The organism is Micromonospora musae (assembly GCF_003626545.1).
In the GTDB taxonomy this organism is placed as follows: Bacteria; Actinomycetota; Actinomycetes; order Mycobacteriales; family Micromonosporaceae; genus Micromonospora; species Micromonospora musae.
In genome coordinates this window covers 230,379-252,073 of record NZ_RAZS01000011.1, presented here as the reverse complement: position 1 = coordinate 252,073, position 21,695 = coordinate 230,379, and the positions used below count along the sequence as shown (strand labels likewise).

The window sequence follows — 21,695 nt, the reverse complement described above, 5'->3', positions numbered from 1 at the left end:
CGTTCCTCAAGGGCCTCAAGCAGGTCGACGGCTGGCAGGACATGCCGCTGACCGACGCCGCCCAGACCGTCCAGGTCTCCGCCTACCCCGACGCCTACGCCCAGTGGGAGCAGCAGGCCGCCGACCTGGTGGCCCAGTACTGGAACAGCTGACGACTACAACAACCGCAGAGCAACACCTGACCGCTGGCCGGTACCCGAACACGGGTGCCGGCCAGCGGCGTCCCCGCGACCCCCGGCCGAGCCGGTGTCGCGCCGCCGCGGCCCGTCGACTGCCGCCGCCCGGTATCCGTCCGTCCGCCGGCGAGGACTGGACGGCACGGAGCCCGGACGGTATGGGGCCTGCCATCGACGGGCAGGGGAAGACGCTCGGCTGCGCGGCGGCGGAGCGTACAGTCGGGCGGTGAAGCGTACGGAAACCTGGCCGGCGGAGACCCGACCACCTGGAGTGGCCGCGGTCGATCCCGGCAGCGTGCTGTTGCCCGGTCACGACGTGCCGCTGGGGCGGTACACGACGGTGCGGCGACTGCTGCCGCAGCGGCAGCGGCGGATGGTGGGCGCCTGGTGCTTCGTCGACCACTTCGGGCCGGACGACGTGGCGCAGCGGCCCGGCATGGAGGTGCCGCCGCACCCGCACACCGGCCTGCAGACGGTCACCTGGCTGCTCGACGGCGAGATCGTGCACCGGGACAGCCTCGGTAGCGTCCAGCCGATCCGGCCCGGTCAGTTGAACGTGATGACCTCGGGTCACGGCATCGCGCACTCGGAGCGGTCACCCGAGGCGCACCCGCCGGTGATGCACGGCGTCCAACTCTGGGTGGCGCTGCCGGACCCCGCGCGGGCCGGCGCGGCCGACTTCGCCCACCACGCCGACCTGCCGCGCTGGCGCGACGGCGAGTTGGAGACGACCCTGCTGGTCGGCGAGATCGCGGGGGAGCGGTCGCCGGCGGTGGTGCACACGCCGCTCGTCGGCGCGCAGTTGGAGTTGAGCGGCTCGGCGCCGGTCGCCATGCCGCTGCGGCCCGACTTCGAGTACGGGCTGCTGGCGATGTCCGGCGCGGCGGAGGTCGACGGGGTGTCCGTCGAGCCGGGGGCCCTGCTCTATCTCGGCCTCGGGCACAACCAGCTCAACCTGCGTGGCACGGCCGGCAGCCAGCTGATGCTGCTCGGCGGCGCGCCCTTCGAGGAGCCGCTCGTCATGTGGTGGAACTTCGTCGGGCGCTCGCACGAGGAGGTGGTGGCCGCTCGTGAGGACTGGTCGGCCGGCCGCCGCTTCGGCGTGGTCGCCGACGATTCGGCGCCGCCGCTGCCGGCGCCGGAGCTACCGACCACCCGGCTCAAGGCCCGCGACCGCAGCGGTGACGTGCACGGCTGATCCGCCCCGCGACGCTCCGGCCTGCTCGGAGTCCGCCCCGCGCCGCGCAGTCGCCGCCCCACCCCGTCCGCGCCGTCTCCGGTCTCCCTGCCCCGCGTCGTCGCCGGGCGAGTGTGACCGGTGGCGGCGCGGGTAGTCGCAGCCATGCCGATCTCCAGCATCGAGGACAAGAAGCGCCTGGTACGGCGGCTCGCCGGCAGCGGACGCGGCTTCGCCGAACAGTACGGCTTCCAGGTCACCAACAATCCGTCCAGCCTCTTCCAGCTGCTCTACCTGTCGTTGCTGCTGTCCCGGCGCGGCGACTTCCGCCGTGCGGTGGAGAGCGCGCAGGCACTGCGGGACACCGGATGGGACAGCGCCGCCCGGCTGGCCCGCTCACTGCACGAGAGCCGGGTACGCGTGTTGCGCGACGCCGGTCAGCGCGGGGACGTCGACGCGCTCGCGAACATGCTCGGGGACCTCGCCCGCACCGTCGTCGACGAGTACCGGGGTGATCTGCGCCGGCTGCGCGGCAAGGCGCACTACGATCCGCGCGTCGAGCGGAAGCTGCTCGCCGAACTGCCCGGGGTGGATGGTCAGGTCGTGGAGTTGTTCCTTCGCGAGGCGCAGGTGCTCTGGCGTGAGGTGGCTCCGGTGGCCGATCGGCGGGCGTTGGCCGCGGCCCGTCGGCTCGGGCTCGGCCGTTCCGCCGGTGAGCTGGCCGGACTCGCCGGCAGCGGTGAATCCGAACGGTTCGCCTGGCTGGTCGGTGCGCTGGCCCGAGTGGACCTGGAGAAGCGTTACGCCGAGGTAATGAGCTGAACCGACGACGTGTGCTGTCCCACAGTCGCAGGCTTTTTGACCATTCGGATGATGCGGTCTGTATGATGATCGAGGCAGTCATGCCGCGCCCGGTTCGGGCGTACTGACTGTCTGGTGGCGGGGCCCGGTTCGGGCCCCGGCCCTCCGGGCAGGTGCTGCTGGGCGCCCCAGGTCGCGGTTCGTGACCCGGGGCGCCCGCCTGCTCGGATAGCGAGCTTGGCTCCCGCCGGTGCGCCGTCGCCTGACGGCGAAGTGGCGGCGGGCGGCGATCGTCAGATGCCGCGCAGGTGCTGGGACACCCGCGGGTGCGGATCGCGGGCCTGTGCCGCGCGCTGGGAGCGGCTGAGCTCCGGCGCGGCCTCGATCCCGGCGGAGCGGGCCACCTCGTTGCCGTTGGCGTAGTCCACCGGCGGCAGCGCCCGTAGCGCCTTCAGTACGTCCGGCGGTGCCCCCTCCCGCTCGGCCTCCCGGATCACCTCGTCCTTCTCGGCCGGGTAGTCCAGGCTCGACAGGTACTGCAGGACGTCGGCGTAACTCGCCATGGTGTCGGCTCCTCGGGGCATCGATCCGGTCACGACCGGCGGCGGTTACCCACCTGCCCGACCGTCACGCCGGTGCTGCGGGAAAATCACCCGGCGAGGCGCGGCCGGGAAACCGCCGAACCGGCCCAGGCATGCTCGGTCGGCGAGGCAGGTCGAAGACCCGCCGCGCGGGTCGCCCGGAGGGCGAATCCACTGTCGTTTCCGGAGCCGCTCCCCGGGTACGTGGTCTGCGACGTAGCCCGGCGAGGAGCAACCGATGAACTACGACACCTTCATCGACCAAGTGGCACAGCGGACGAGGGGATCCTCCGAGGACGCCGTCGCCCTGAGTTCGGCCACCCTCGAGACGTTGGCGGAGCGGCTGACCGGGGGCGAGGTGCTGGACCTGGCGGCGCAGCTGCCCAAGCCGTTGCAGGTGGTGCTGAAGCCCAGCCCGCGTACCGAGGCGGCCGACCGGTTCGGGGCGGCCGAGTTCGTCGCCCGGGTCGCGCTGCGCGCCGGCGTCGACGAGACCGCGGCGCGCAACGGCGCCCGCGCGGTCTTCACCACCTTGCGCGAGGCGATCACTGGAGGCGAGTTCGACGACGTGATCACCCAGCTGCCACGGGACTACCGGGAGATGGTGGAGCCGGCCATGGCGCCCGGCGCGACGCTGCGTCGCAGCGGTCTCTGAGTCGTCGGTGCACGGCGGGGCGGCACCCGGTTGACCTGGGCAACCATCGACACGCGGCGAGACCCCGGCTGGCGTGACGATTGACCCTGACCTAACCTTGAATCGGCGAGGGGAGTACTTCCCACGAACCATTCCGGTCAGTACGGCGTGCCGGGCACGCCTCGGGTGGTTGCCCACATAAGTGGGTGAAGGAGACCTCGAACATGGCACGGTGTTCGAGGAGGTCCCATGTCCGAGCTGTCGTACCTGTCCGCCGCGGAGCTGACGACGATCGGCACGCCCACTCTCTGGGCGGTGACGATCGGTGGCGTACTGGCCCTGCTGGTGCTCGACTTCCTCGTCACCCGTCGCCCGCACGAGGTCTCCCTCCGCGAGGCGATCGCCTGGTCGACGTTCTACATTGCGCTGCCGCTGGCCTTCGGCGCCTGGATCTGGAACCGCTACGACTCCGAACTCGGCGTGCAGTACCTCACCGGTTACCTCGTGGAGAAGTCGCTCTCCGTCGACAATCTCTTCGTCTTCATGCTGCTGCTGGCCGCGTTCGCCGTGCCGGCCGTGCTCGCCCAGCGGGTGTTGCTCTACGGCATCGCCGGCGCCCTGGTGCTGCGGGCCGTCTTCATCGCGCTCGGCGCGGCCGCCCTGGAGACGCTCGATTTCGCCTTCCTGCTCTTCGCGATCATCCTCATCGCCACCGCGGTGAAGCTGCTCCGCGACGCCCTCACCGGGCACGAGCAGGAGGTGGACATCAACAAGATGCGCTCGGTCCGCCTGCTGCGACGGTTCATGCCGGTCACCGACGACTACCGCGGCACCCGGATGACCGTACGGGAGGCGGGGCGGCGCGCGCTCACGCCGTTCGCGCTGGTCGTGGTGGCGGTCCTCGCCACCGACATTCTCTTCGCCGTCGACTCGGTGCCGGCCGTCTACGGCATCACCGAGGACCCGTACCTGGTCTTCGCCACCAACGCCTTCGCGCTCCTGGGGCTGCGTGCGCTCTACTTCGTCCTGCACGCCGCGCTCAGCCGGCTGGTCCACCTCAGCTACGGCCTGGCGATCATTCTGGCCTTCATCGGCGTCAAGCTCGGCCTGCACTGGGCACACGGTATCTGGAAGGGCGTGCCGGAGATCCCGACGCTGGCCTCGCTCGGCGTCATCATCGCCGTCCTCGCGATCGTCACCATCACCAGCCTGCGCGCCACCCGGTCGCAGGAGTTACCGGAGCGCGAGGTCGTCGAGTCGCGGTGACCACCGCGGGTCACGCCCCGCCGGTTGGTCACACCGTACGAGGGAACCGTCCCGCGCCGATCGGCGTAGGTGGTAGGACTGTCTCGTGGGAATCGTGTCGCCAGGCTTCCAGGGCCGGCCCCGTTCGTCGGAGCCGGCCCTGCCGCCAGGGCAGTACCTGACGCAGGACTTTCCGGTGCTCTCCGCCGGGCCGACGCCGAAGGTTCCCCTGGACAGCTGGGAATTCGTCATCACCACCGAGACCGGCGCCGAGTACCGCTGGTCATGGTCGGAGCTGATGTCGCTGCCACAGGAGACCCCGAAGGTGGACATCCACTGCGTCACCCGGTGGTCCAAGCTCGGCACCACCTGGCAGGGCGTCTCGCTGGACACCCTGCTCGACGGCATCGACACCGACGCGGCGTACGTGCTGGCGCACTCGTACGGCGGTTACTCCACCAACCTTCCCCTCGACGACCTGCGCGGCGGGCGCGCCTGGGTCGCGCACACCTTCGAGGGCGGGGACCTGCCGGCGGAGCACGGCGGGCCGGCCCGGCTGCTCGTGCCCCACCTCTACTTCTGGAAGTCCGCGAAGTGGGTGCGCGGCCTGCGGCTGATGTCCACGGACCAGCAGGGCTTCTGGGAGACCGCCGGCTACCACGACTACGGCGACCCGTGGCGCGAACAGCGGTACCAGGGTGACTGAGCGCGACGCCGCGGTCAGCGCGCCCGCCCGCACGCCGCTCACCTGGCGGATCGCCCGGCTGGTCGAGCGTCGGGTGGAGACCCCGACCGCGCACACCATCGTGCTCGAGGTGCCGGGCTGGCCGGGGCACCTGCCGGGCCAGCACCTCGACGTCCGGCTCACCGCCGCCGACGGCTATCAGACCGCCCGCTCGTACTCGATCGCCGGGCCCGTCGTCGACGGCCCGGGCGGGCCCCGCATCGAGCTGACCGTGCAGCGGGTCCACGACGGCGAGGTGTCCCCGTACCTCATCGACGTCTACGGCGAGGGCGACCCGGTGGAGGTACGCGGCCCGGTCGGCGGCTGGTTCGTGTGGCGTCAGCAGGAGACCGCGCCCGTCCTGCTGGTCGGCGGCGGCTCGGGGATCGTGCCGCTGATGGCGATGCTGCGGGCCCGCCGAGCGGCCGGCAGCCGGGTGCCGTTCCGGCTGCTCTACTCCGTACGCAGCCCGGAGGATGCCATCTACGCCGACGAGCTGCGCCGACGCGGCCGCGACGACCTCGGCCTGGACGTGGCGTACGTCTACACCCGCAGCGCGCCCGAGGGCTGGCGGGGCGAGCCGCACCGGATCGGGTTGGCCGACGTCAACAACCACGGGTGGCCGGCCGACCTGGAACCGCTGAACTTCGTCTGCGGCCCGACCGGGTTCGTGGAGACCGTGGCCGACCTGCTCGTCGGGTTGGGACACCAGACGCGGCGCGTGAAGACCGAACGGTTCGGGCCGACCGGCTGACCGGCGAGGAGACACCATGACCGACATGTCCTACCTGGACGGCAACATGCTCGACGCGCCCCTGCGCGAGCTCTTCGCCGTCGACCTCAGCGGGGCCATGGGCCGGTGCGAGAACTGCGGAGTGGTCGGCCCGGTGGGCGGCCTGCGCGTCTACAGCCACGCACCCGGGCTGGTCGGACGCTGCCCCACCTGCTCCCAGGTCATGCTCCGGTTCGTCCGCTCGCCCGCCTGGGCCCGGCTCGACCTGCGCGGCACCACCTTCCTCCAGGTGCCCATGCCGCTCGACCAACCGCATCCCGGACCCATGTGACCGGACCGGCGGGAATCGTGCGGGCCGTACGCCGCGGCCCGGGAACGCCGTCCGGCCCGACGCCCTGGAGACGTCCGTCACAGCGTCGCGGTCGACGCGGGGAAACCGGTGGACGCGGCGACGGCGGCTCGTCAGAGTGATCCGCCGTGAGATACCTGCGCACCGACCCACTCGTCGGCATCCGCCGGCCCCGGCCCGCCGACGAGGAGGAGTTCATCGCCGCGGCCCGACGCAGCCGCGGACTGCACCGGCCCTGGCTCGCCGCCCCCGACACGCCGCAGGAGTACGCGGCGTACCTGCGTAAGAACCGGCGCCGGGAGAACGACGGGTACCTGCTCTGCGACCGGGCCAGCGGCGCGATCGCCGGGTACGCGAACATCAGCGGAATCGTGCTGGGCGCGCTGCGCGGCGGCTACCTGGGCTACGCCGCGTTCCTGCCGTACAGCGGCAGCGGGCACGCGTCCGCCGGCATCCGGCTGGTGATCGAGCACGCGTTCACGACGCTCGGCCTGCACCGGCTCGAGGCGAACATCCAGCCCGGTAACGAGCCGTCCCGGCGGGTGGCCCGCAAGCTCGGCTTCCGCATGGAGGGCTACTCGCCCGACTACCTCTTCATCGAAGGGGCGTGGCGCGACCACGAACGCTGGGCGATCACCGCGAAGGGCTGAGCCGCCCCGGCCACCGGCCCGTGGTGGGCCCGACCTGGGCGGCTCGGTCGTCGGCCGGTTCAGCGACCCGGTCCGCGTGCCTCCTTCGCCTGCACGGTGAGGCGTTCGAAGCGGCCCTGCTTCTGCTCGACCCGTCGCCGCTGCCGTGCCGTGAGCTGCTTACGTCCGCTCTGTCGCAGGTAGTTCGGCTGCCGCTGGTCGTTGGACATCGGCATGCTCATCACGCCGCCCCTTCCCGTCGGCCGGTCCGCGACCACCATCGTCGCGCGCGTCCGGGTGAGCCGGCCCCACCCGGAACGGGTGAGGCCGGCCCCGCCGCGTGCGTGCCGCTCAGCTGCCGGGGCGGGGGAACGCCACCGGACTGCGCAGGCCGTCCCGGCCCACCGCCCGTACCCCGAAGAAGACGTTGTCCTTGGACAGGTCGATGGTCACCTGCGTGACGTCGCCGACCGGGATCACCTTCTGCCACTCCGCCGCCGTGGTCTCCCGCCAGAGCACCTCGTAGCCGACCAGGTCGGGCTCGGTGCCACGTTGCCAGCGCAGGGTGGTGTTGTTGGTCAGGTCGGTGGTGACGATGATCGTGCCCTTCGGCGTGCCGGGCGCCTGGGCGAGCGACCAGAGCGCGGCCCCGTTCACCCGGGCCACCCGGGTGATGTAGCCGAAGTCGCAGAACTCGGGCAGGTCGCCGTACTGCTTGCCGTCTACCACCCGTACGTCCTGGTGCTGGTGGGCGAAGTCCTCGTGCGGCTCGGTGAACCGCCCCGCCGGCCAGCCCTGCTCCAGGAACGAGATGTGGTCGCTGCCGCGCAGGTAACGGTCCCGGCGGTAGATGACCCGGACCTCCATGCCGGTCGCGCTGTTCTCGGCGACGTCCTTGACGAAGCGGGCGAGCTGTCGCGACGCGGAGTCGTTCTCCCCACCGACCGACCGGCGGGTGTTCGCCTCGCCCGGCGTCTCCGCGGTCGGCACACCCTCGGCGAAGAGCCGTACGACGCGCGGGTCGCGGGTGCCGTCGTCGGCCCTGCTGCTGCCCACGATGTCGTCGCTGAACATGCCCTGCACGTCCGCCCCGGCCGCCTTGAGCTGCTGCGCCAGGTGAGCCGAGCCGTAGAGGCCCTGCTCCTCGGCGGCGACCGCCGCGAAGACGATCGTCGCCGCCGTGGGGCGGGTCGCCATCAACCGCGCCAACTCCATGACCACGGCCACGCCGGACGCGTCGTCGTCCGCGCCCGGGGCGTCACTGACCCCGTCCATCACGTCGCTGGCCCGGGAGTCGTAGTGGCCCGTCACCACGTACGTCCGGTTCGGCGAGGAGTCGCCGCGCAGGGTCGCCACCACGTTGGTGATCCGGGTCGGCACCGGGATCCGCGACGCCGGCTGCTGGATGTACGACTGGAGTTCGACGGTCATCCGGCCGCCGGAGGCGGCGGCGTACTCCCGCATCCGGTCGTAGATCCAGTCCCGGGCCGCACCGATGCCGCGCTCGGGGTCGTCCTGCGCGGAGAGGGTGTGCCGGGTCCCGAACTCGGCGAGCCGGCGGACGATCGCCTCGATCCGACGTTGGTCGACCGCGCGGAGCAGGTCGCGCAGCTCGCGGTCCGGGGACTGCGGGCGCGCCGGGTGCCCCGGACCGGACGGATTGTCGCCGCCGGAGGCGGCGGCCGGCTCGGCGAGCGCGGGTACGGCCACGGCGGCGGCGGTGGCGGCGGTGGCGGCGGACAGGAAGGTGCGGCGGGTGGGCCTCGTGGACCGGGTGCCGCTGTCGTCAATTCCCATGACCGCATCCTCGCCATCGACGGCGGTGTCTGTCTATATCGTCGGGCGTGGATGCGCCGGGGTTCCGGTGGGACTCGTCCGACCTACCCGGGTCACGCCACGTTTGTCCCGCGTGTCGGCGGGAACGTGATCGCAATGACGAAGCCTCGTGTGGTGATCGTGGGGGCCGGGTTCGCCGGTTACCACGCGGCGAAGACCTTGAATCGGCTGGCCGGCAGCCGGGCCGAGATCGTGTTGCTGAACTCGACCGACTACTTCCTCTACCTTCCGCTGCTGCCCGAGGTCGCGGCCGGCGTGGTGGAGCCCACCCGGATCGCGGTGCCGCTCACCGGCAACCTCGACGGCGTCCGCGTCATCATCGGCGAGGCCGACGAGGTGGACCTGCAGAACCGCTGGGTGGGGTTCACCCAGCCGGAGGGGGACCGCAACCGCGTCGCGTACGACCGGCTGGTGCTCGCCGTCGGCAGCGTCAACAAGCTTCTGCCGATCCCCGGGGTGACCGAGTACGCGCACGGCTTCCGTGGCCTGCCCGAGGCGCTCTACCTGCACGACCACGTGATCCGGCAGATCGAGCTGGCGGAGCAGGCCGAGGACCCGGCCGAGCAGCTGGCGCGGGCCACCTTCGTGGTCGTCGGCGCCGGCTACACCGGGACGGAGGTGGCCGCCCACGGCCAGCTCTTCACCGACGCGCTGCACGCCCAGCGCCCCCGGCTCACCCAACGCCCCCGGTGGATGCTGCTCGACGTGGCCCCGCGCGTGCTGCCGGAGCTGGACAAGCGGATGTCGGTGACCGCGCACCGGGTGCTTCAGCGTCGCGGTGTCGACGTGCGGATGGGCACCTCGGTCGCCGAGGCGACCGCGGACGGGGTGAAGCTCACCGACGGCGAGTACGTGCCGACGTGCACGCTGGTCTGGTGCGTCGGGGTCCGGCCGGATCCGTTCGTCGCCGAGCTGGGACTGCGGACCGAGCGGGGCCGGCTGGTGACCGACGAGTACCTCAACGTGCCGGGCTTTCCGGAGGTGTACGCCTGCGGGGACGCGGCGGCGGTGCCGGACATCACGAAGCCGGGGCAGATCTGCGCCATGACGGCGCAGCACGCCCAGCGGCAGGGGAAGCTGGTCGCCCACAACATCGCCGCCTCGTACGGGCAGGGGCGACGCCGGCCGTACCGGCACCACGATCTCGGCTGGGTGGTCGACCTCGGTGGCAAGGACGCGGCGGCGAACCCCTTGAAGGTCAATCTGGCCGGCCTGCCGGCGAAGGCCGTCACCCGCGGCTACCACCTGCTGGCGATGCCCGCCAACCGCACCCGGATCAGCGCGGACTGGCTGCTCGACGCGACCCTGCCCCGCCCGGCGGTGCAGCTCGGGCTGATCCCGGCGAACGCCGTGCCGCTGGAGAGCACCACCCCTGAGGTCCCCACCCGCCCCCGCTGACGACGCGGGTGCACTTTCGCGGAAAGAGTGGCTGTTCCACGCGGAATGGCCACTCTTTCCGTGAACGAGGGCGCACTCGCGGGGGCGCGCCGGGAGGGAGTGCCGCCGGGTCAGCCGTCTGGGCGGGTGGGCTCCGGCGGGACCCGGCGCAGGGGCAGGTACTCGCGGAGCAGGATCCGCACGATGCCGGCGGCGGGGATGGCCAGCAGCGCGCCGACGAGCCCGGCCAACTCGGCGGCGAGCAGGACGCTGATGAGCACGGTCAGCGGGTTCAGCCGCACCGACCGGGACAGGATGACCGGCTGCAGCAGGTGGTTCTCGATCTGCTGGTAGATCACGAAGAAGACCAGCACGATGATGCCGGCGGTGGTGGAGTGCAGGAACGCCGCGCCGATCGCGATGATCGCGCCGATGGTGGCGCCGACCAGGGGGATGAGGTCAGCGATCGCCACCAGCAGGGCGATCACCGCGGCGAACGGCACGCCGGCCAGCAGCAGCACCAGGAACGTCGCCAGGCCGCAGATCAGGCTGATCACCAGGTTGCCGGTCAGGTATCCGGTGACGGTGCGGGAGACCTCCCGGCCCATGCGCTGCCACCGCTCGCCGCGCGCGTCACCGGCTGCCGAGAAGGTGGTGCGGATGATCCGCGGGGCCTCCAGCACCATGAGGTACGCGAGGACGATCACGGTGGTCAGCCCGAAGACGCCCTCCGCGACGCCGCGGATGACCCCGACCGCCGGCTGGCGCAGCCGTTCGCCGTACTGTCGGATCTGGTCGGAGTGGTTGGCCAGGTAGTCGCGCAGCCCGATGCGGTCCAGCATCCGCCCCACCACGCCCCGCCCGGCGCGCGCCTCGCGCAGCAGCTCGGGGGCCCGCTCGGTGAACCGGACCAGGTCGTCGACGAGCGGCACCACGATCAGCGCCGCCAGCGCGGCGAGGACGACGAAGGTGATCGTGAAGACCAGCAGCGTGGCCAACGCCCGGCGCCGGAGCAGTCGGCGCTGCACCAGGTCGACGAGGGGCTTGAGCGCCACCGCGAAGAAGGCCGCGATGACGGCCCAGATCAGGATCCGGCGGGTGGACCACAGGAACGCCAGCGCGAGCGTGGTGCCCAGCAGCAACCCGATGACGACCAGCGCCCGGCGGGCGGTCCTGCGGTCGTCGGCGTCCTTCATCCGGCGCGGCTACCCGGGCCGGACAGCCGGAAACCCGGGAGGCTCAGGGTCTGTTTCGTAAGGCCCGGGCATGGTCCTGTGAAACAGACCCTAGTCGTCGTTGGCGGGCCGGGCCCCCGCGACGAAGGTGTCGAGCGCCGTGCCGTGCAGCACGAGGCCCGGCAGGGGGTCGCGGGCGGCGACGGCGGAGAGCCTCGCCACCGGCAGCCGGCCGGGGCGCGCGGCGGCGGCGAGCACCAGGTTGCCGTACCGGCGGCCGCGCATCATCCGGCGGTCGGCGATCAGGCACACGTCGGCGAAGACCGCGCGCAGCGTGGCGACGTGCACCCGGGTCGCCACCAGCGGCGGCAGGTCGGTGACGTTGACGAGGTAGATGCCGTCCGGACGCAGGGCCCGGGCCACCTCGGCGACGAACTCGACGGTACGCACGTGCGCCGGCATCCGGGCGCCCCGGAAGATGTCGGCGAAGACCAGGTCGTAGCTGGCCGGAGCCTCGGCGGCGACCGCGGCCCGTGCGTCGTCGACCCGGACGCGCACCTCCGGCGGGAGCGCGGGCAGCTCCCGGGCGACCAGTTCGACCACCGCCGGGTTCCGCTCGATCACCAGCTGCGTCGAGCCCGGCCGGGTGGCGGCCAGGTACCGGGGGAGGGTGAGCGCCCCACCGCCGAGGTGCAGCGCGTCGAGCGTGGCGCCGGCAGGAGCGGCGACGTCCGCCACCGCGGCCATCCGGCGGACGTACTCGAAGTGCAGGTACCGAGGATCGTCGACGTCGACGTACGACTGCTCGACGCCGGCGGCGAGCAGCAGGCGTCCGGTCCGCCGCACCGGGTCTGCGGCCAACTCCAGCCGGTCGGCGGCGCGGTCCATGCCGGGCACGGTAGCCGAGACCGGAGCACCGGGGGCGACGGGACCGGCGGACCGGGGTCGGTCCGCCGGTCCACGCCGTCAGCCGGTGGCCATCCCGGCGCCCGCCTCGTCGATGGCGGCGTCGACCCGCCGGGCGAGATCGACGTCCTGCGCGGTCACCGCGCCGGCCTGCCGGGACCGCACGGTCAGCACGGCCGCGGTCGGGCCGGGCCGGGCGATCGACGGCGCGCGCCCGGTCTCCTGCTGGAGTCGCTCGATGCGCGCCAGCACGCGGTCGAGGTTCTCCGCGGGCAGCGCCACCACCCGGTGCAGCCCCTCGCGCCCGCCCGACCAGTACGGCATGTCGGCGAGCACCGCGGTCAGGTCCGCCTCGGTGAGCGGAGGCGTCGAGGTGTTCGCGCCGACCACCCCACCGCCGACCGGAGTCGGCTCCAGCAGTTCCCGTAGGCCGTCCGGGACGTGCAACGACTCGATCAGGTCACCGTCGGCGTCGGCGAGCGCGGCGAGCGTCGCCTCCGCCTGGTAACGGGCCGCTTCCGGGGTGTTGCCGCTGATCCGCCCCACCTCGGCCAGGAAGCCGGAGAGGTCGCGGTGTCGCTCGATCCCGTCCACCGGCAGCACGTCGCGCAGCGACGCGGGCACGGCGGCGAGCAGCCGACGCCGCTCCGCCTCGTCCAGCGCGAACGCCAGCACCAGGACGGTCGCCTCGGCGCCCACCTTGGCGGTACGGAAGTCGACGCCGGCCCGCCGGCGGACATCCTCGACGAGCGTGTGGTAACCCATCGTCGACGTACCACCGGTGTCCACGCCGGTCGCCGGCCGGGCCGGGGGAGTCGCCGGCACGCCGGCCGACGGCGGCGAAGGACCGCCCCGGCTGCTGTCCTGCTTGTGCCGGCTCCCGGCGGGCGGCGGCCCGGCGCGCTTGCCCCGGTCAAGGCTGGTGAGCTGCTTGGAGGCGCTCAGGCTGACCCCGGTCTCGCTCGGCTGTCGGCCCTGTTCGCGGGCCTGCCGGGCGAGGGTCCGGCGGCGCTGGTTGTCGCCCTCCATCTGCTTGCGCATGGTGATGCCCCTTCCCCTGGGGATCGTGGTTCCGCCTCCTCGCCTTCCCGGCCCCGCCGACCAGGAAACGGAGGCGACCGGCCCGGCGCGGTCCGGCGCGGCGGCGGCTTCATCCGGCGGGGGTGAGGGGCGATCACCCGTCCGGGCCGCACGATCGGGCCAGGACCTGGAGTTCTTCCGAGGTACGCGGAAGGGAAGGTCGTCATGAAGCGGATCGTCGAGATCGTCCCGGCCCGGCCGGGTTGGTACGCCCGCTGGCAGCTCGCACCCGAAGCCACCCGCTGCTACCCCGTGAGCCTGTGGGCTCTGCTGGAAGAGGCCGACGGCACCGGCCGTGAGGTCATCGGGGTCGACTGCATCGGCCAGTGGCCGGGCGCGGAGGACAACGAGGCGGGTGCGGAGTTCGTCCGCTACCTGTTCCAGACGCCCGATTCCGGCCCACCCGAGGACGCCGAGCCACCGCTCTCCGCTGCCGAGCAACGATCCGGCGGCCCACGGCTGCAACCGGTCACCGCGACCTGAGAGCCCTCCTCCGGCCCGGCGACCCTTGGTCCCAGGGTGGCCGGGCCACCCCGCGCGGGCCGCCCCCACAGCGGGGCGGCCCGCGCCGGCCTCGCCCGCCGGTCGCGCGCGCCGCGAACGGCGATCGCGGCGCGCGGGCCCGCCCGGGCCGCCGCCTATGCTTGCCCCGTGGCAAGCGTTGTGCCGGCGGGGAGCCGGAGCCGATCGACCCGGCGGCGTGGATCGTCCCGCGATGGGCTAGATTTCCCCGCCAGCACGTGCGTGGCCGCGATCTTCCGTTCCCGCCAGACAGAGGCAGGTAGCTCATGGGCGTAGACAGCCCGCACCCGGTCCGCATCCTCGTGGTGGACGACGACCCGGGCGACGTGCTCATGATCGAGGAGGCCCTGCGGGAGTCCGACGTCGAGAAGGTCATCGACGTGGTGGGGGACGGCGAGGAGGCGATGGAGTTCCTCCGGGGTGAGGGGCGGCACCCCGACGCCCTGCGACCGGACGTCATCCTGCTGGACCTGAACATGCCGCGGATGGACGGGCGGCAGGTGCTCGGCGCGGTGAAGCAGGACGAGGACCTGCGGACGATCCCGATCGTGGTGCTGACCACCTCCAACGCCGACACGGACGTGATCGGCAGCTACACCCTGCAGGCGAACGCGTACGTCACGAAGCCGATCGACCTGGACGACTTCAACGGTGTGGTGCACCGGATCGACGAGTTCTTCGGCCGGGTGGTCGTGCTGCCCAAGCGTCCCTGACGGCACTCGGGCGGCTTCGTCGGCGGCGGGTCGTACGCCGCTCTCCCTCGCCCGCCGAACAATTTTCCGGAACCGCCGCGAGGACGCGCGGCAGCGCCGAGGATCCAGGTGGGAACGTATTTCCAGCTGCCTGGGGGGCGACAGCATGAGGTTTCCCGTCGTTGAGATCGGTTACGACCAGCGGCAGGTGGACTCCTGCCTCGACGAGCTGGCCGTCCGGCTGACCCGGCTCGCGGCGTGGGCGGAGAGCGCCGCGGGGGCCGGTCGGGAGTGGGACCGGATCCGGCAGGAGGCGAGCGGGCTCTGCGCCCTGCTGCGCCGGCTCGATCCGGACGACGCGGCGGTGGTCGGCCTCGCCGTCGGGCAGGTGCAGCGGGAGGCGGCCGAGATCCTGGCGCTGGCGCGGACCGAGCTGGACGCGGCCCGCGAGGAGGCCCGGCAGGTGCGCGAGCGGGCGTACGCCGACGCGGTGCGGGCGCGCCGGGAGTTCGAGGCCGCGCTGCACGCCCGCCGGCGGCGGGTGACGCGGGTGGACGAACTGCTCGACGGGGCGGGCGTGGAGCCGGTGCCCGTCGACACCCCGACCGCGGCGGCCGGGGCGACCGGTGCCGGGGTTTCCGCCACCCGGGTGGGTGCGATCGAGTCGCCGGGCGGTGCCGCGGCGCGCTGAGGCCCTCAGGTGAGCGCGTTGACGACTGTCGTCGCGCGCTGCTCGTGCTGGGCGTAGGCGTCGGGGAACCCGGAGACCTGCACGGACTGGGCCGCGTAGGTGAGCGCCATGTCCTGCCAGCCGGGCACCTTGAGCAGGGCCAGGTAGAACGCCTCGGCCGCGAGCGCGGGGCGCATCAGCTCCCGTACGGTGCCCCAGCCGCTGCTGGGCCGTTGCTGGAAGAGCCCGACGGAGTCGTGGTCCCAGCCGATGGCCTGGTGCGGGTAGTTCTGGGACTCGGGCAGCACGCCGCTGGCGTAGTTGTAGAGGTTGCTCTCCTGCATGGCGGTGGCCACCGCGATGATCAGGCCGCGCTTGGGGACGTCGAGCTTACGGCCCACGTCTACGATGATCTTCGCGTTGTCCATCTGGGCCTGCGTCAGCCCGGCGACGGGTCGTGGGCGGCGCGGCTTCGCCGGCTTCTTCGGCGCCTTCTTCGCGGTGGCGGTGGGGGTGGGGGTGGGCGACGCGGTGGGGGTGGGGCTGACGGGGGTGGTGGGGGCGGTGCGCTCCAGGGATCGGGAGGCGCGCTCGTCGGCGAGCGCCGCCCGCTCGGCCACGGCCTCGGCCGACGGTTCGCTCCGGTCGTTCACCTCGACCCGGGTGCCGGCGTACGTGGCGAGGCCGAGGCAGCAGCTGACGCCGGTGGCGAGGGCGATCCGCATCGGCATCGAAGCCAGCAGGGTGCGGCCGCGTCGCGGCAGCTCCGGCACCCTATGTCGTCCATTCGTCCGTTCGGTGGATGCGCTATCGGCCGGACGGGTCGCCGGGTCGCCCTTGGTCAATTCCTGCGCGGAGGGGTCGTCGGGATGCACTCGCCGAGGCTAGAAAGTCGAGGCTCCGCTGCCACCTGCCTGCTTGGTGGCATGCGCCACAATTTGCCACCTTCCGGGGGGTCATTGCGGTCGGCGGGCCACGAAGGTGATGAACCACCTATTCCGGGTATTACGGCTATGACCGAAACGGCGAGATAAGTAGGGCGGATGGGTGATCTTGGCAAAGTCGGGCGCGATCCCGCCACGCCTCCCCTGAACAGGCGAGGCACTGATCCCCCGGACGGCCGATCAGGGGATGGGTTGGGGGAACGATCCGGCACCCGGTGGTGGAGAACCCGGCCGTCGCGCGGTCGCCGGCGCGGACGGCTGCTCGCCGGCGTGGCGGCCCTGCTCGCCGCCGTCCTGATCGGGCATCGGGCGATACCGAACATCCGGGGCGTCGGCAGCCTCGTCGACAGCGTCACCCCGCTGCTCGGCGTGGGCGTCCCACTGCTCGCCCTCGGCGCCCTGCTGCGCCGCTCCCGGATCGCGCTGCTCGCCGTGCTGCTGCCCGCCACCGTCTGGGCGGCGCTCTACGCGGGCGCCTGGCTCCGGCCCACCCCGGCGCAGAGCGCGACGACCCTCCGCGTCGTCAGCCAGAACCTGCGGGCCGGCAATCCGGACCCGGCGGCGACCGTACGCGCCCTCGCCTCGGCCGGCGCCGACCTGATCGCGCTCCAGGAGGTCACCTCGGACGACCGGGTGGACGAGGTCCTGAGCCCGGGCTACCCGCACCGGGCGACGGTCTCCACGGTCTCGCTCTACAGCCGGTACCCGATCCGCGAACGCGTCGGGGTCGACACCGGCCTCGGCTGGACCAGGGCGCTACGGGCCGTCGTCGCCGCCCCGGGCGGTGACCTGACGGTCTACGTGGCGCACCTCGGCTCGGTACGGGCCGGAGACACCGCGACCCGGGACCAGACGGTCAGCGCACTCGCCACCCGGCTGCGCGCCGACCCGGCCCGACGCCTGCTCGTCCTCGGCGACCTGAACACCGCCAGCACCGACCGGATCTTCGCCCCGCTCGCCCGGCTGCTCGGCGACGCGCAGGCCGACGCCGGCCGCGGCTTCGGCTTCACCTGGCCCGCCGCCGTTCCGGTGGCCCGCCCGGACCACGTCCTCTACCGGGGTCTGACCGCCACCGCGGCCGGGGTGCTGCGCACGCCCGACAGCGACCACCGCGCGGTGACGGCCGGCTTCCGCTGACCCCCGACGGCTCAGTGGCGGCCGTTCTCCGCCGGGGTGACGGTGAGCCGGTGCCGGCTGTTGTCGCCGCTGGAGAACGGCCAGAGCTCGTCGGCGTGCTCGACCAGGGCGGCCAACTGCTGGCGGGTCAGCCCCGCCGACGCGATCGAGGCGTGGACGTCCGCGCGGTAGCGCCCGTCGTCGTCGCGTCCGAGCTTCGCCTCGGCCCGTACCTGCACCGTGTGCGCCTCGTCGGTGATCTGGCCGGCCGCCTCCACCGCCGCGTGGTGCAGGCAGGACGCGAACGCCGCCGCCAGCAGCTGCTCGGGCCGCAGCCCGGTGCAGTGCGCGGCCAGTGGGGACGCCAGCGCGGTCGAGAGCCCGCCGTCGTCGGTGCGTACGTGACCGCCCTCGGCGGTCGCGGCGGCTTCGTGCAGCCATGAACTCGGATCCGGCATGGCGTTCCTCCCGTTCCTCAGCGCCCGGCTACCCGGCCCTCGACCGGTGAAACCGTTGCTGACACGCCGACGGGCGGACCGGCAGCGCTCGGGCGAGCCGACCGCCCGAGCCGATCGCCCGAGCCGTCGGGCGCGCCGAGCCGATCGCCCGAGCCGTCGGGCGCGCCGGCCTGGCGGGAGTTCAGTGCTCGGCGAGCTGGCCGGTGCGGTCGACCGCCACGGCCGCCTCGGTCACCTGCGCCGCGGCGCGGTCACTCCACGGCGAGACCACCGTGTGTCGCGGCGCGGGCGCCCGGGACAGGTGCATCGGCACGTACACGCGGGCGTCCACCGCCTCGGCCAGGACCAGCGCGGCGACGAGACTGGTCGGCCGCTGGGCCGGGTCGTCGGTCAGGCAGCTCCGGCAGAGCTCCGCCACCTCGGGCGGCAACCCCTCGATCTCCGGCAGCGGCCTCGGTGGCCGGCGGCGCCGCGAGTCGAAGAGCTGGGTGGCGCTGTCCGCGTCGTACGGCAACCGGCCGGTGAGGCAGTAGTAGAGCAGGACGCCGAGGGCGTACATGTCGGCGGCCGGGGTGGCCGGTGCCCGGTCCAGCTGCTCCGGGGCGAGGTACGCGGGCGTGCCGACCACCATCCCGTCGGGCGTCGGGTCCGTCGCTCCCGTCGGCGTGGCGATGCCGAAGTCGAGCACCTTCGCGCCGGCCGGGGTGAGGATGACGTTCGCCGGCTTGACGTCGCGGTGCACGATCCCGTGGGCGTGCGCGGCCGCCAGCGCGGCGCAGACCTCCGCGCAGACCCGGACGGTGATCCGCCAGTCCAGCGGGCCCGCGCGCAGGTGCGCGGCGAGCGTCTCGCCCTCCGCCAGCTCCATCACGAGGTAGGGCGTGCGGCGACCCAGCGGCGTCGCGCAGGTGCCGAAGTCGTGCACGCTCGCCACGTTCGGGTGGACCAGCCGGGCCGCTGACCGGGCCTCCGCGCGGATCCGCTCCACCGAGGAGTCCTGCCCCGGGGACATCACCTTCACCGCGACCGGCCGGTCCAGCACCGTGTCGTGGGCGCGCCACACCTCGGACATCCCGCCCACGCCGATGCGCTGCTCGAGCTCGTACCGCCCGTCCAGCGTGCGCATCGGCTCCCCGCCCTCGTATCTGCCCGCCCGTAGGCGCCTCCGATCGCGGTACCCGACCGCCGAGCGGGGCAAACCGTGGCCCCGCGGTAGCCGACCCTCACCGCCGCGAGCCGGCTGCGGTCGCCGTGGCATCTGCGGTAGCTTCCGAGCCGGAGCCGGCGTCACCCTGCGTGCCGGCACGGACACCGAGGGGAGCGGCGATGGGTGAGGTGAGCGTACGGTTCATCGGCGGACCCGCCCACGACCTGGTCCGGGCGTTGCCGGCCGGGCCGGACGGCGGCCCACCCGAGCGCTGGATCATGCGACACCCGCGGGGCGACGAACCCGTCGAGGGCATCGCGGACCACCTCTACGAACGCGAGCAGCCCGACGGCACCGACGCGTGGACCATGCGCTACGTGCGTACCGATCCGCTGGGCGTCACCGAGTGACCGCCGGTGGCCCACAGCCGGCACACAGGTTCCGCAGAAGTGGGGCACAGGAAACCCCTCCACGATGGGGGCATGGTCATGAACGGGCAGGCGGCCGCTAGCCGCATCGAGCTGCACCGCCCGGACGGCGAGCCGGTCCGGGTGCTGGTGGTCGACGACGAACCGACGCTGACCGACCTGCTCGGTATGGCGCTGCGCTACGAGGGCTGGCAGGTGCGCAGCGCCAACAACGGGATGACGGCGGTCTCCACCGCCCGCGAGTTCGAGCCGGACGCGGTGGTCCTCGACGTGATGCTGCCCGACCTCGACGGCCTCCAGGTGCTGCGCCGGCTGCGGGAGCATGCGCCCACCGTCCCGGTGCTCTTCCTCACCGCGCGCGACGCCGTGGAGGAGCGGATCGCCGGCCTCACCGTCGGCGGGGACGACTACGTCACCAAGCCGTTCAGCCTGGAGGAGGTGATCGCCCGGCTGCGGGCGCTGCTGCGCCGAGCCGGCCTCGCCGTCGCCGCGCGGGAGGCGGCGGTGCTCACCGTCGGTGACCTGAGCCTGAACGAGGACAGCCACGAGGTACGTCGCGGCGACCGGTCGATCAACCTCACCGCGACCGAGTTCGAGCTGCTGCGCTACCTGATGCGCAACCCGCGCCGGGTGCTGAGCAAGGCGCAGATCCTCGACCGGGTCTGGAACTACGACTTCGGCGGGCAGGCCAACGTCGTCGAGCTCTACATCTCGTACCTCCGGAAGAAGATCGACGTCGGTCGGCAGCCGATGATCCACACGCTGCGCGGCGCGGGGTATGTCCTCCGGCCCGCGGACTGACCCGCGACCGCGGCGATCCGGGCGGCTGGCCGGCTGGCCGCTGCGTCGCCGGCTGGTGGTCTCGGTGCTGGCGCTGCTCGCGGTGGTCGGCATCGGCAGCGGCGGGGTGACCACTGTCGCGCTGCGCCACTTCCTCGTCGCCGAGGTCGACGACGAGCTCGCCCAGGGCAACCGCCGCTCCGACCAGGTGCCACCCTGGTTCCGCCAGGGCGGCGAGCCGGGCTGGACCGCCGGCCGCGACGCGACGCCGCTGGTGCCGGAGCCGCCCCGCGGCTTCCCGCCGGGCTCGATCGCGGTGCGGGTGGCCGACGGCGTCACCACCGCGTCCACCCGGACGGTGAGCGGCGGAACCGAGCAGCTCCCCGCCGGTGAGGTCGCGGCGCTGGCCCGGTTGCGTCCCGACGGCACGCCACGCACCGTGGACCTCGGCGACCGGGGCGCGCACCGGGCGGTGGCCCGCCAGTTCCCGGACGGGGACGTGCTCGCCGTCGCCATCCCGCTCGCCCGGGTCAACCACGCCGTGATGTGGATGGTGCTCGCCCAGGTCGGGCTGGTCACCGCGGGACTGCTGATCGCCGGCGGTCTGGGGGTGCTCATCGTCCGAGGCGCGCTGCGTCCCCTCGACCGCGTCGCTGCGACCGCCGCGCGGGTCACCGAGCTGCCCCTGGACCGCGGCGACGTGGCGTTGTCGGTGCGGGTCCCGGTGGCCGACACCGACCCGCGTACGGAGGTGGGGCAGGTTGGGGCCGCGCTCGACCGGATGCTGGGTCACGTCGCCGCCGCCCTCGCCGCCCGGCAGGCCAGCGAGACGCGGGTACGCCAGTTCGTCGCCGACGCCAGCCACGAGCTGCGCACTCCGTTGGCCGCCATCCGTGGGTACGCCGAGCTGGCCCGCCGCGGGCACGCCCAGGTGCCGCCCGACGTGGCCCACGCGCTGGGCCGGGTCGAGTCCGAGAGCACCCGGATGACGAGTCTCGTCGAGGACCTGTTGCTGCTCGCCCGGCTGGACTCCGGCCGCCCGCTCGCGGTGGAGCCGGTGGACCTCTCCGCGTTGGTGGTGGACGCGGTCAGCGACGCCCACGTCGCCGGGGCGGAGCACCGGTGGCAGCTCGATCTGCCCGACGAGGTGGTCCGGGTGACCGGTGACGCCGCCCGGCTGCACCAGGTGGTGGCGAACCTGCTGGCCAACGCGCGGGTGCACACCCCGGCCGGCACCACCGTCACCACCACGCTGCGGGCCGAGGGGAGCGCGGCGGTGCTCAGCGTCGCCGACGACGGACCGGGCATTCCGCAGCCGCTGCAGGAGGAGGTCTTCGAGCGGTTCGCCCGCGGGGACAGCTCCCGGTCGCGCGCCCACGGCAGCACTGGCCTCGGCCTGGCCATCGTGGCCGCCGTGGTGGAGGCGCACCACGGCACGGTCGCGGTGGAGAGCCGCCAGGGCCGGACCGTCTTCGCGGTGCGGCTGCCGGTGGCGGACGCCTAGCCGGCCTCCCC

Annotated in this window: 25 protein-coding genes; 16 read left to right on the top strand and 9 right to left on the bottom strand. The window is 73.3% G+C overall.

The features are described from left to right. Positions 1 to 402: 402 nt before the first annotated feature. Positions 403 to 1,374, top strand: a complete 972-nt coding sequence (locus D7147_RS26655) for a pirin family protein (RefSeq protein ID WP_120682422.1) — start codon at positions 403 to 405, stop codon at positions 1,372 to 1,374. Between the two features lie 144 nt (positions 1,375 to 1,518). Next, a complete protein-coding gene (locus D7147_RS26650; RefSeq protein WP_120682419.1) occupies positions 1,519 to 2,175 on the top strand; it encodes a hypothetical protein in 657 nt (218 codons plus the stop codon). 272 nt (positions 2,176 to 2,447) lie between these two features. On the opposite strand, the gene D7147_RS26645 is transcribed toward D7147_RS26650, so the two are convergent. Continuing rightward, positions 2,448 to 2,717, bottom strand: coding sequence for a DUF2795 domain-containing protein (locus tag D7147_RS26645; protein ID WP_120682417.1), 270 nt, complete (start codon positions 2,715 to 2,717; stop codon positions 2,448 to 2,450). A 256-nt stretch (positions 2,718 to 2,973) separates the two neighbouring features. Here D7147_RS26645 and D7147_RS26640 point away from each other — a divergent pair, with 256 nt between their 5' ends. From D7147_RS26640 to D7147_RS26615, 6 genes are all read left to right on the top strand, one after another. Next, positions 2,974 to 3,390, top strand: coding sequence for a DUF2267 domain-containing protein (locus tag D7147_RS26640; protein ID WP_120682415.1), 417 nt, complete (start codon positions 2,974 to 2,976; stop codon positions 3,388 to 3,390). A gap of 228 nt (positions 3,391 to 3,618) precedes the next feature. Then, positions 3,619 to 4,635: a TerC family protein gene (locus D7147_RS26635; protein WP_120682413.1), complete on the top strand. Its 1,017-nt coding sequence runs from the start codon at positions 3,619 to 3,621 to the stop codon at positions 4,633 to 4,635. Positions 4,636 to 4,729: 94 nt separating this feature from the next. Continuing rightward, positions 4,730 to 5,320, top strand: a complete 591-nt coding sequence (locus D7147_RS26630) for a sulfite oxidase-like oxidoreductase (protein WP_199716855.1) — start codon at positions 4,730 to 4,732, stop codon at positions 5,318 to 5,320. Further along, positions 5,313 to 6,092 carry a ferredoxin reductase gene (locus D7147_RS26625; protein WP_120682408.1) on the top strand — a complete coding sequence of 260 codons (780 nt, stop codon included), beginning with the start codon at positions 5,313 to 5,315 and terminating at the stop codon, positions 6,090 to 6,092. Before D7147_RS26630 ends, D7147_RS26625 begins: the two co-directional genes overlap by 8 nt. 16 nt (positions 6,093 to 6,108) lie before the next feature. Beyond that, complete coding sequence (locus tag D7147_RS26620; protein WP_120682405.1) at positions 6,109 to 6,402, top strand: DUF6510 family protein; 294 nt, start codon at positions 6,109 to 6,111, stop codon at positions 6,400 to 6,402. 146 nt (positions 6,403 to 6,548) lie between these two features. Beyond that, the gene (locus tag D7147_RS26615) at positions 6,549 to 7,070 is read left to right on the top strand and encodes a GNAT family N-acetyltransferase (RefSeq protein ID WP_120682403.1); all 522 of its coding nucleotides are present in this window, start codon (positions 6,549 to 6,551) and stop codon (positions 7,068 to 7,070) included. Positions 7,071 to 7,129: 59 nt separating this feature from the next. Here D7147_RS26615 and D7147_RS32510 read toward each other — a convergent pair whose 3' ends face one another. Continuing rightward, a complete protein-coding gene (locus D7147_RS32510; protein WP_158609395.1) occupies positions 7,130 to 7,291 on the bottom strand; it encodes a hypothetical protein in 162 nt (53 codons plus the stop codon). A 109-nt stretch (positions 7,292 to 7,400) separates the two neighbouring features. Further along, a complete protein-coding gene (locus D7147_RS26610) occupies positions 7,401 to 8,846 on the bottom strand; it encodes a M20/M25/M40 family metallo-hydrolase (RefSeq protein WP_120682401.1) in 1,446 nt (481 codons plus the stop codon). Positions 8,847 to 8,981: 135 nt separating this feature from the next. Between D7147_RS26610 and D7147_RS26605 the strand changes: the two genes are divergently transcribed. Then, positions 8,982 to 10,283: an NAD(P)/FAD-dependent oxidoreductase gene (locus tag D7147_RS26605; RefSeq protein ID WP_120682399.1), complete on the top strand. Its 1,302-nt coding sequence runs from the start codon at positions 8,982 to 8,984 to the stop codon at positions 10,281 to 10,283. A gap of 110 nt (positions 10,284 to 10,393) precedes the next feature. On the opposite strand, the gene D7147_RS26600 is transcribed toward D7147_RS26605, so the two are convergent. From D7147_RS26600 to D7147_RS26590, 3 genes are all read right to left on the bottom strand, one after another. Continuing rightward, on the bottom strand, positions 10,394 to 11,458 hold the full coding sequence (locus tag D7147_RS26600) for an AI-2E family transporter (RefSeq protein WP_120682396.1): 1,065 nt from the start codon (positions 11,456 to 11,458) through the stop codon (positions 10,394 to 10,396). A 90-nt stretch (positions 11,459 to 11,548) separates the two neighbouring features. Further along, a complete protein-coding gene (locus D7147_RS26595; protein WP_120682394.1) occupies positions 11,549 to 12,325 on the bottom strand; it encodes a spermidine synthase in 777 nt (258 codons plus the stop codon). A gap of 78 nt (positions 12,326 to 12,403) precedes the next feature. Next, positions 12,404 to 13,384: a DUF2267 domain-containing protein gene (locus D7147_RS26590; RefSeq protein WP_120682392.1), complete on the bottom strand. Its 981-nt coding sequence runs from the start codon at positions 13,382 to 13,384 to the stop codon at positions 12,404 to 12,406. A gap of 204 nt (positions 13,385 to 13,588) precedes the next feature. Between D7147_RS26590 and D7147_RS26585 the strand changes: the two genes are divergently transcribed. The 3 genes from D7147_RS26585 to D7147_RS26575 all read left to right on the top strand — a co-directional run bounded on the left by D7147_RS26585 (position 13,589) and on the right by D7147_RS26575 (position 15,328). Continuing rightward, positions 13,589 to 13,906 carry a hypothetical protein gene (locus D7147_RS26585; RefSeq protein WP_120682390.1) on the top strand — a complete coding sequence of 106 codons (318 nt, stop codon included), beginning with the start codon at positions 13,589 to 13,591 and terminating at the stop codon, positions 13,904 to 13,906. A gap of 305 nt (positions 13,907 to 14,211) precedes the next feature. Then, positions 14,212 to 14,658, top strand: coding sequence for a response regulator (locus D7147_RS26580; protein WP_120682388.1), 447 nt, complete (start codon positions 14,212 to 14,214; stop codon positions 14,656 to 14,658). A gap of 145 nt (positions 14,659 to 14,803) precedes the next feature. Next, positions 14,804 to 15,328, top strand: coding sequence for an ATPase (locus D7147_RS26575; protein WP_120682386.1), 525 nt, complete (start codon positions 14,804 to 14,806; stop codon positions 15,326 to 15,328). 5 nt (positions 15,329 to 15,333) lie between these two features. Here the strand turns inward: D7147_RS26575 and D7147_RS26570 are convergent, their stop codons facing one another. After that, on the bottom strand, positions 15,334 to 16,182 hold the full coding sequence (locus tag D7147_RS26570; protein ID WP_120682384.1) for a hypothetical protein: 849 nt from the start codon (positions 16,180 to 16,182) through the stop codon (positions 15,334 to 15,336). A gap of 261 nt (positions 16,183 to 16,443) precedes the next feature. On the opposite strand from D7147_RS26570, the gene D7147_RS26565 reads away from it, so the two are divergent. Continuing rightward, positions 16,444 to 17,388: an endonuclease/exonuclease/phosphatase family protein gene (locus tag D7147_RS26565; RefSeq protein WP_233563481.1), complete on the top strand. Its 945-nt coding sequence runs from the start codon at positions 16,444 to 16,446 to the stop codon at positions 17,386 to 17,388. Positions 17,389 to 17,399: 11 nt separating this feature from the next. On the opposite strand, the gene D7147_RS26560 is transcribed toward D7147_RS26565, so the two are convergent. Then, positions 17,400 to 17,825, bottom strand: a complete 426-nt coding sequence (locus tag D7147_RS26560) for an OsmC family protein (RefSeq protein ID WP_120682380.1) — start codon at positions 17,823 to 17,825, stop codon at positions 17,400 to 17,402. A gap of 181 nt (positions 17,826 to 18,006) precedes the next feature. Then, positions 18,007 to 18,951 carry a serine/threonine-protein kinase gene (locus D7147_RS26555; RefSeq protein WP_120682378.1) on the bottom strand — a complete coding sequence of 315 codons (945 nt, stop codon included), beginning with the start codon at positions 18,949 to 18,951 and terminating at the stop codon, positions 18,007 to 18,009. 200 nt (positions 18,952 to 19,151) lie between these two features. Between D7147_RS26555 and D7147_RS26550 the strand changes: the two genes are divergently transcribed. The 3 genes from D7147_RS26550 (at position 19,152) to D7147_RS26540 (ending at position 21,684) form a co-directional block, all read left to right on the top strand. After that, positions 19,152 to 19,382: a hypothetical protein gene (locus D7147_RS26550; protein WP_120682376.1), complete on the top strand. Its 231-nt coding sequence runs from the start codon at positions 19,152 to 19,154 to the stop codon at positions 19,380 to 19,382. Positions 19,383 to 19,454: 72 nt separating this feature from the next. Continuing rightward, a complete protein-coding gene (locus tag D7147_RS26545; RefSeq protein WP_305069456.1) occupies positions 19,455 to 20,201 on the top strand; it encodes a response regulator transcription factor in 747 nt (248 codons plus the stop codon). Then, complete coding sequence (locus D7147_RS26540; protein ID WP_120682374.1) at positions 20,179 to 21,684, top strand: sensor histidine kinase; 1,506 nt, start codon at positions 20,179 to 20,181, stop codon at positions 21,682 to 21,684. Before D7147_RS26545 ends, D7147_RS26540 begins: the two co-directional genes overlap by 23 nt. Positions 21,685 to 21,695: the final 11 nt, after the last annotated feature.

Excerpts from the sequence above, each read along its gene's own strand:
- D7147_RS26605 (WP_120682399.1), top strand. The coding sequence starts at position 8,982 with ATGACGAAGCCTCGTGTGGTGATCGTGGGGGCCGGGTTCGCCGGTTAC.
- D7147_RS26550 (WP_120682376.1), top strand. The coding sequence starts at position 19,152 with ATGGGTGAGGTGAGCGTACGGTTCATCGGCGGACCCGCCCACGACCTG.
- D7147_RS26580 (WP_120682388.1), top strand. The coding sequence starts at position 14,212 with ATGGGCGTAGACAGCCCGCACCCGGTCCGCATCCTCGTGGTGGACGAC.
- D7147_RS26620 (WP_120682405.1), top strand. The coding sequence starts at position 6,109 with ATGACCGACATGTCCTACCTGGACGGCAACATGCTCGACGCGCCCCTG.
- D7147_RS26635 (WP_120682413.1), top strand. The coding sequence starts at position 3,619 with ATGTCCGAGCTGTCGTACCTGTCCGCCGCGGAGCTGACGACGATCGGC.
- D7147_RS26650 (WP_120682419.1), top strand. The coding sequence starts at position 1,519 with ATGCCGATCTCCAGCATCGAGGACAAGAAGCGCCTGGTACGGCGGCTC.
- D7147_RS26555 (WP_120682378.1), bottom strand. The coding sequence starts at position 18,951 with ATGCGCACGCTGGACGGGCGGTACGAGCTCGAGCAGCGCATCGGCGTG.
- D7147_RS26585 (WP_120682390.1), top strand. The coding sequence starts at position 13,589 with ATGAAGCGGATCGTCGAGATCGTCCCGGCCCGGCCGGGTTGGTACGCC.
- D7147_RS26600 (WP_120682396.1), bottom strand. The coding sequence starts at position 11,458 with ATGAAGGACGCCGACGACCGCAGGACCGCCCGCCGGGCGCTGGTCGTC.
- D7147_RS26595 (WP_120682394.1), bottom strand. The coding sequence starts at position 12,325 with ATGGACCGCGCCGCCGACCGGCTGGAGTTGGCCGCAGACCCGGTGCGG.
- D7147_RS32510 (WP_158609395.1), bottom strand. The coding sequence starts at position 7,291 with ATGAGCATGCCGATGTCCAACGACCAGCGGCAGCCGAACTACCTGCGA.
- D7147_RS26560 (WP_120682380.1), bottom strand. The coding sequence starts at position 17,825 with ATGCCGGATCCGAGTTCATGGCTGCACGAAGCCGCCGCGACCGCCGAG.
- D7147_RS26575 (WP_120682386.1), top strand. The coding sequence starts at position 14,804 with ATGAGGTTTCCCGTCGTTGAGATCGGTTACGACCAGCGGCAGGTGGAC.
- D7147_RS26640 (WP_120682415.1), top strand. The coding sequence starts at position 2,974 with ATGAACTACGACACCTTCATCGACCAAGTGGCACAGCGGACGAGGGGA.
- D7147_RS26590 (WP_120682392.1), bottom strand. The coding sequence starts at position 13,384 with ATGCGCAAGCAGATGGAGGGCGACAACCAGCGCCGCCGGACCCTCGCC.
- D7147_RS26645 (WP_120682417.1), bottom strand. The coding sequence starts at position 2,717 with ATGGCGAGTTACGCCGACGTCCTGCAGTACCTGTCGAGCCTGGACTAC.
- D7147_RS26540 (WP_120682374.1), top strand. The coding sequence starts at position 20,179 with ATGTCCTCCGGCCCGCGGACTGACCCGCGACCGCGGCGATCCGGGCGG.
- D7147_RS26610 (WP_120682401.1), bottom strand. The coding sequence starts at position 8,846 with ATGGGAATTGACGACAGCGGCACCCGGTCCACGAGGCCCACCCGCCGC.
- D7147_RS26545 (WP_305069456.1), top strand. The coding sequence starts at position 19,455 with ATGGTCATGAACGGGCAGGCGGCCGCTAGCCGCATCGAGCTGCACCGC.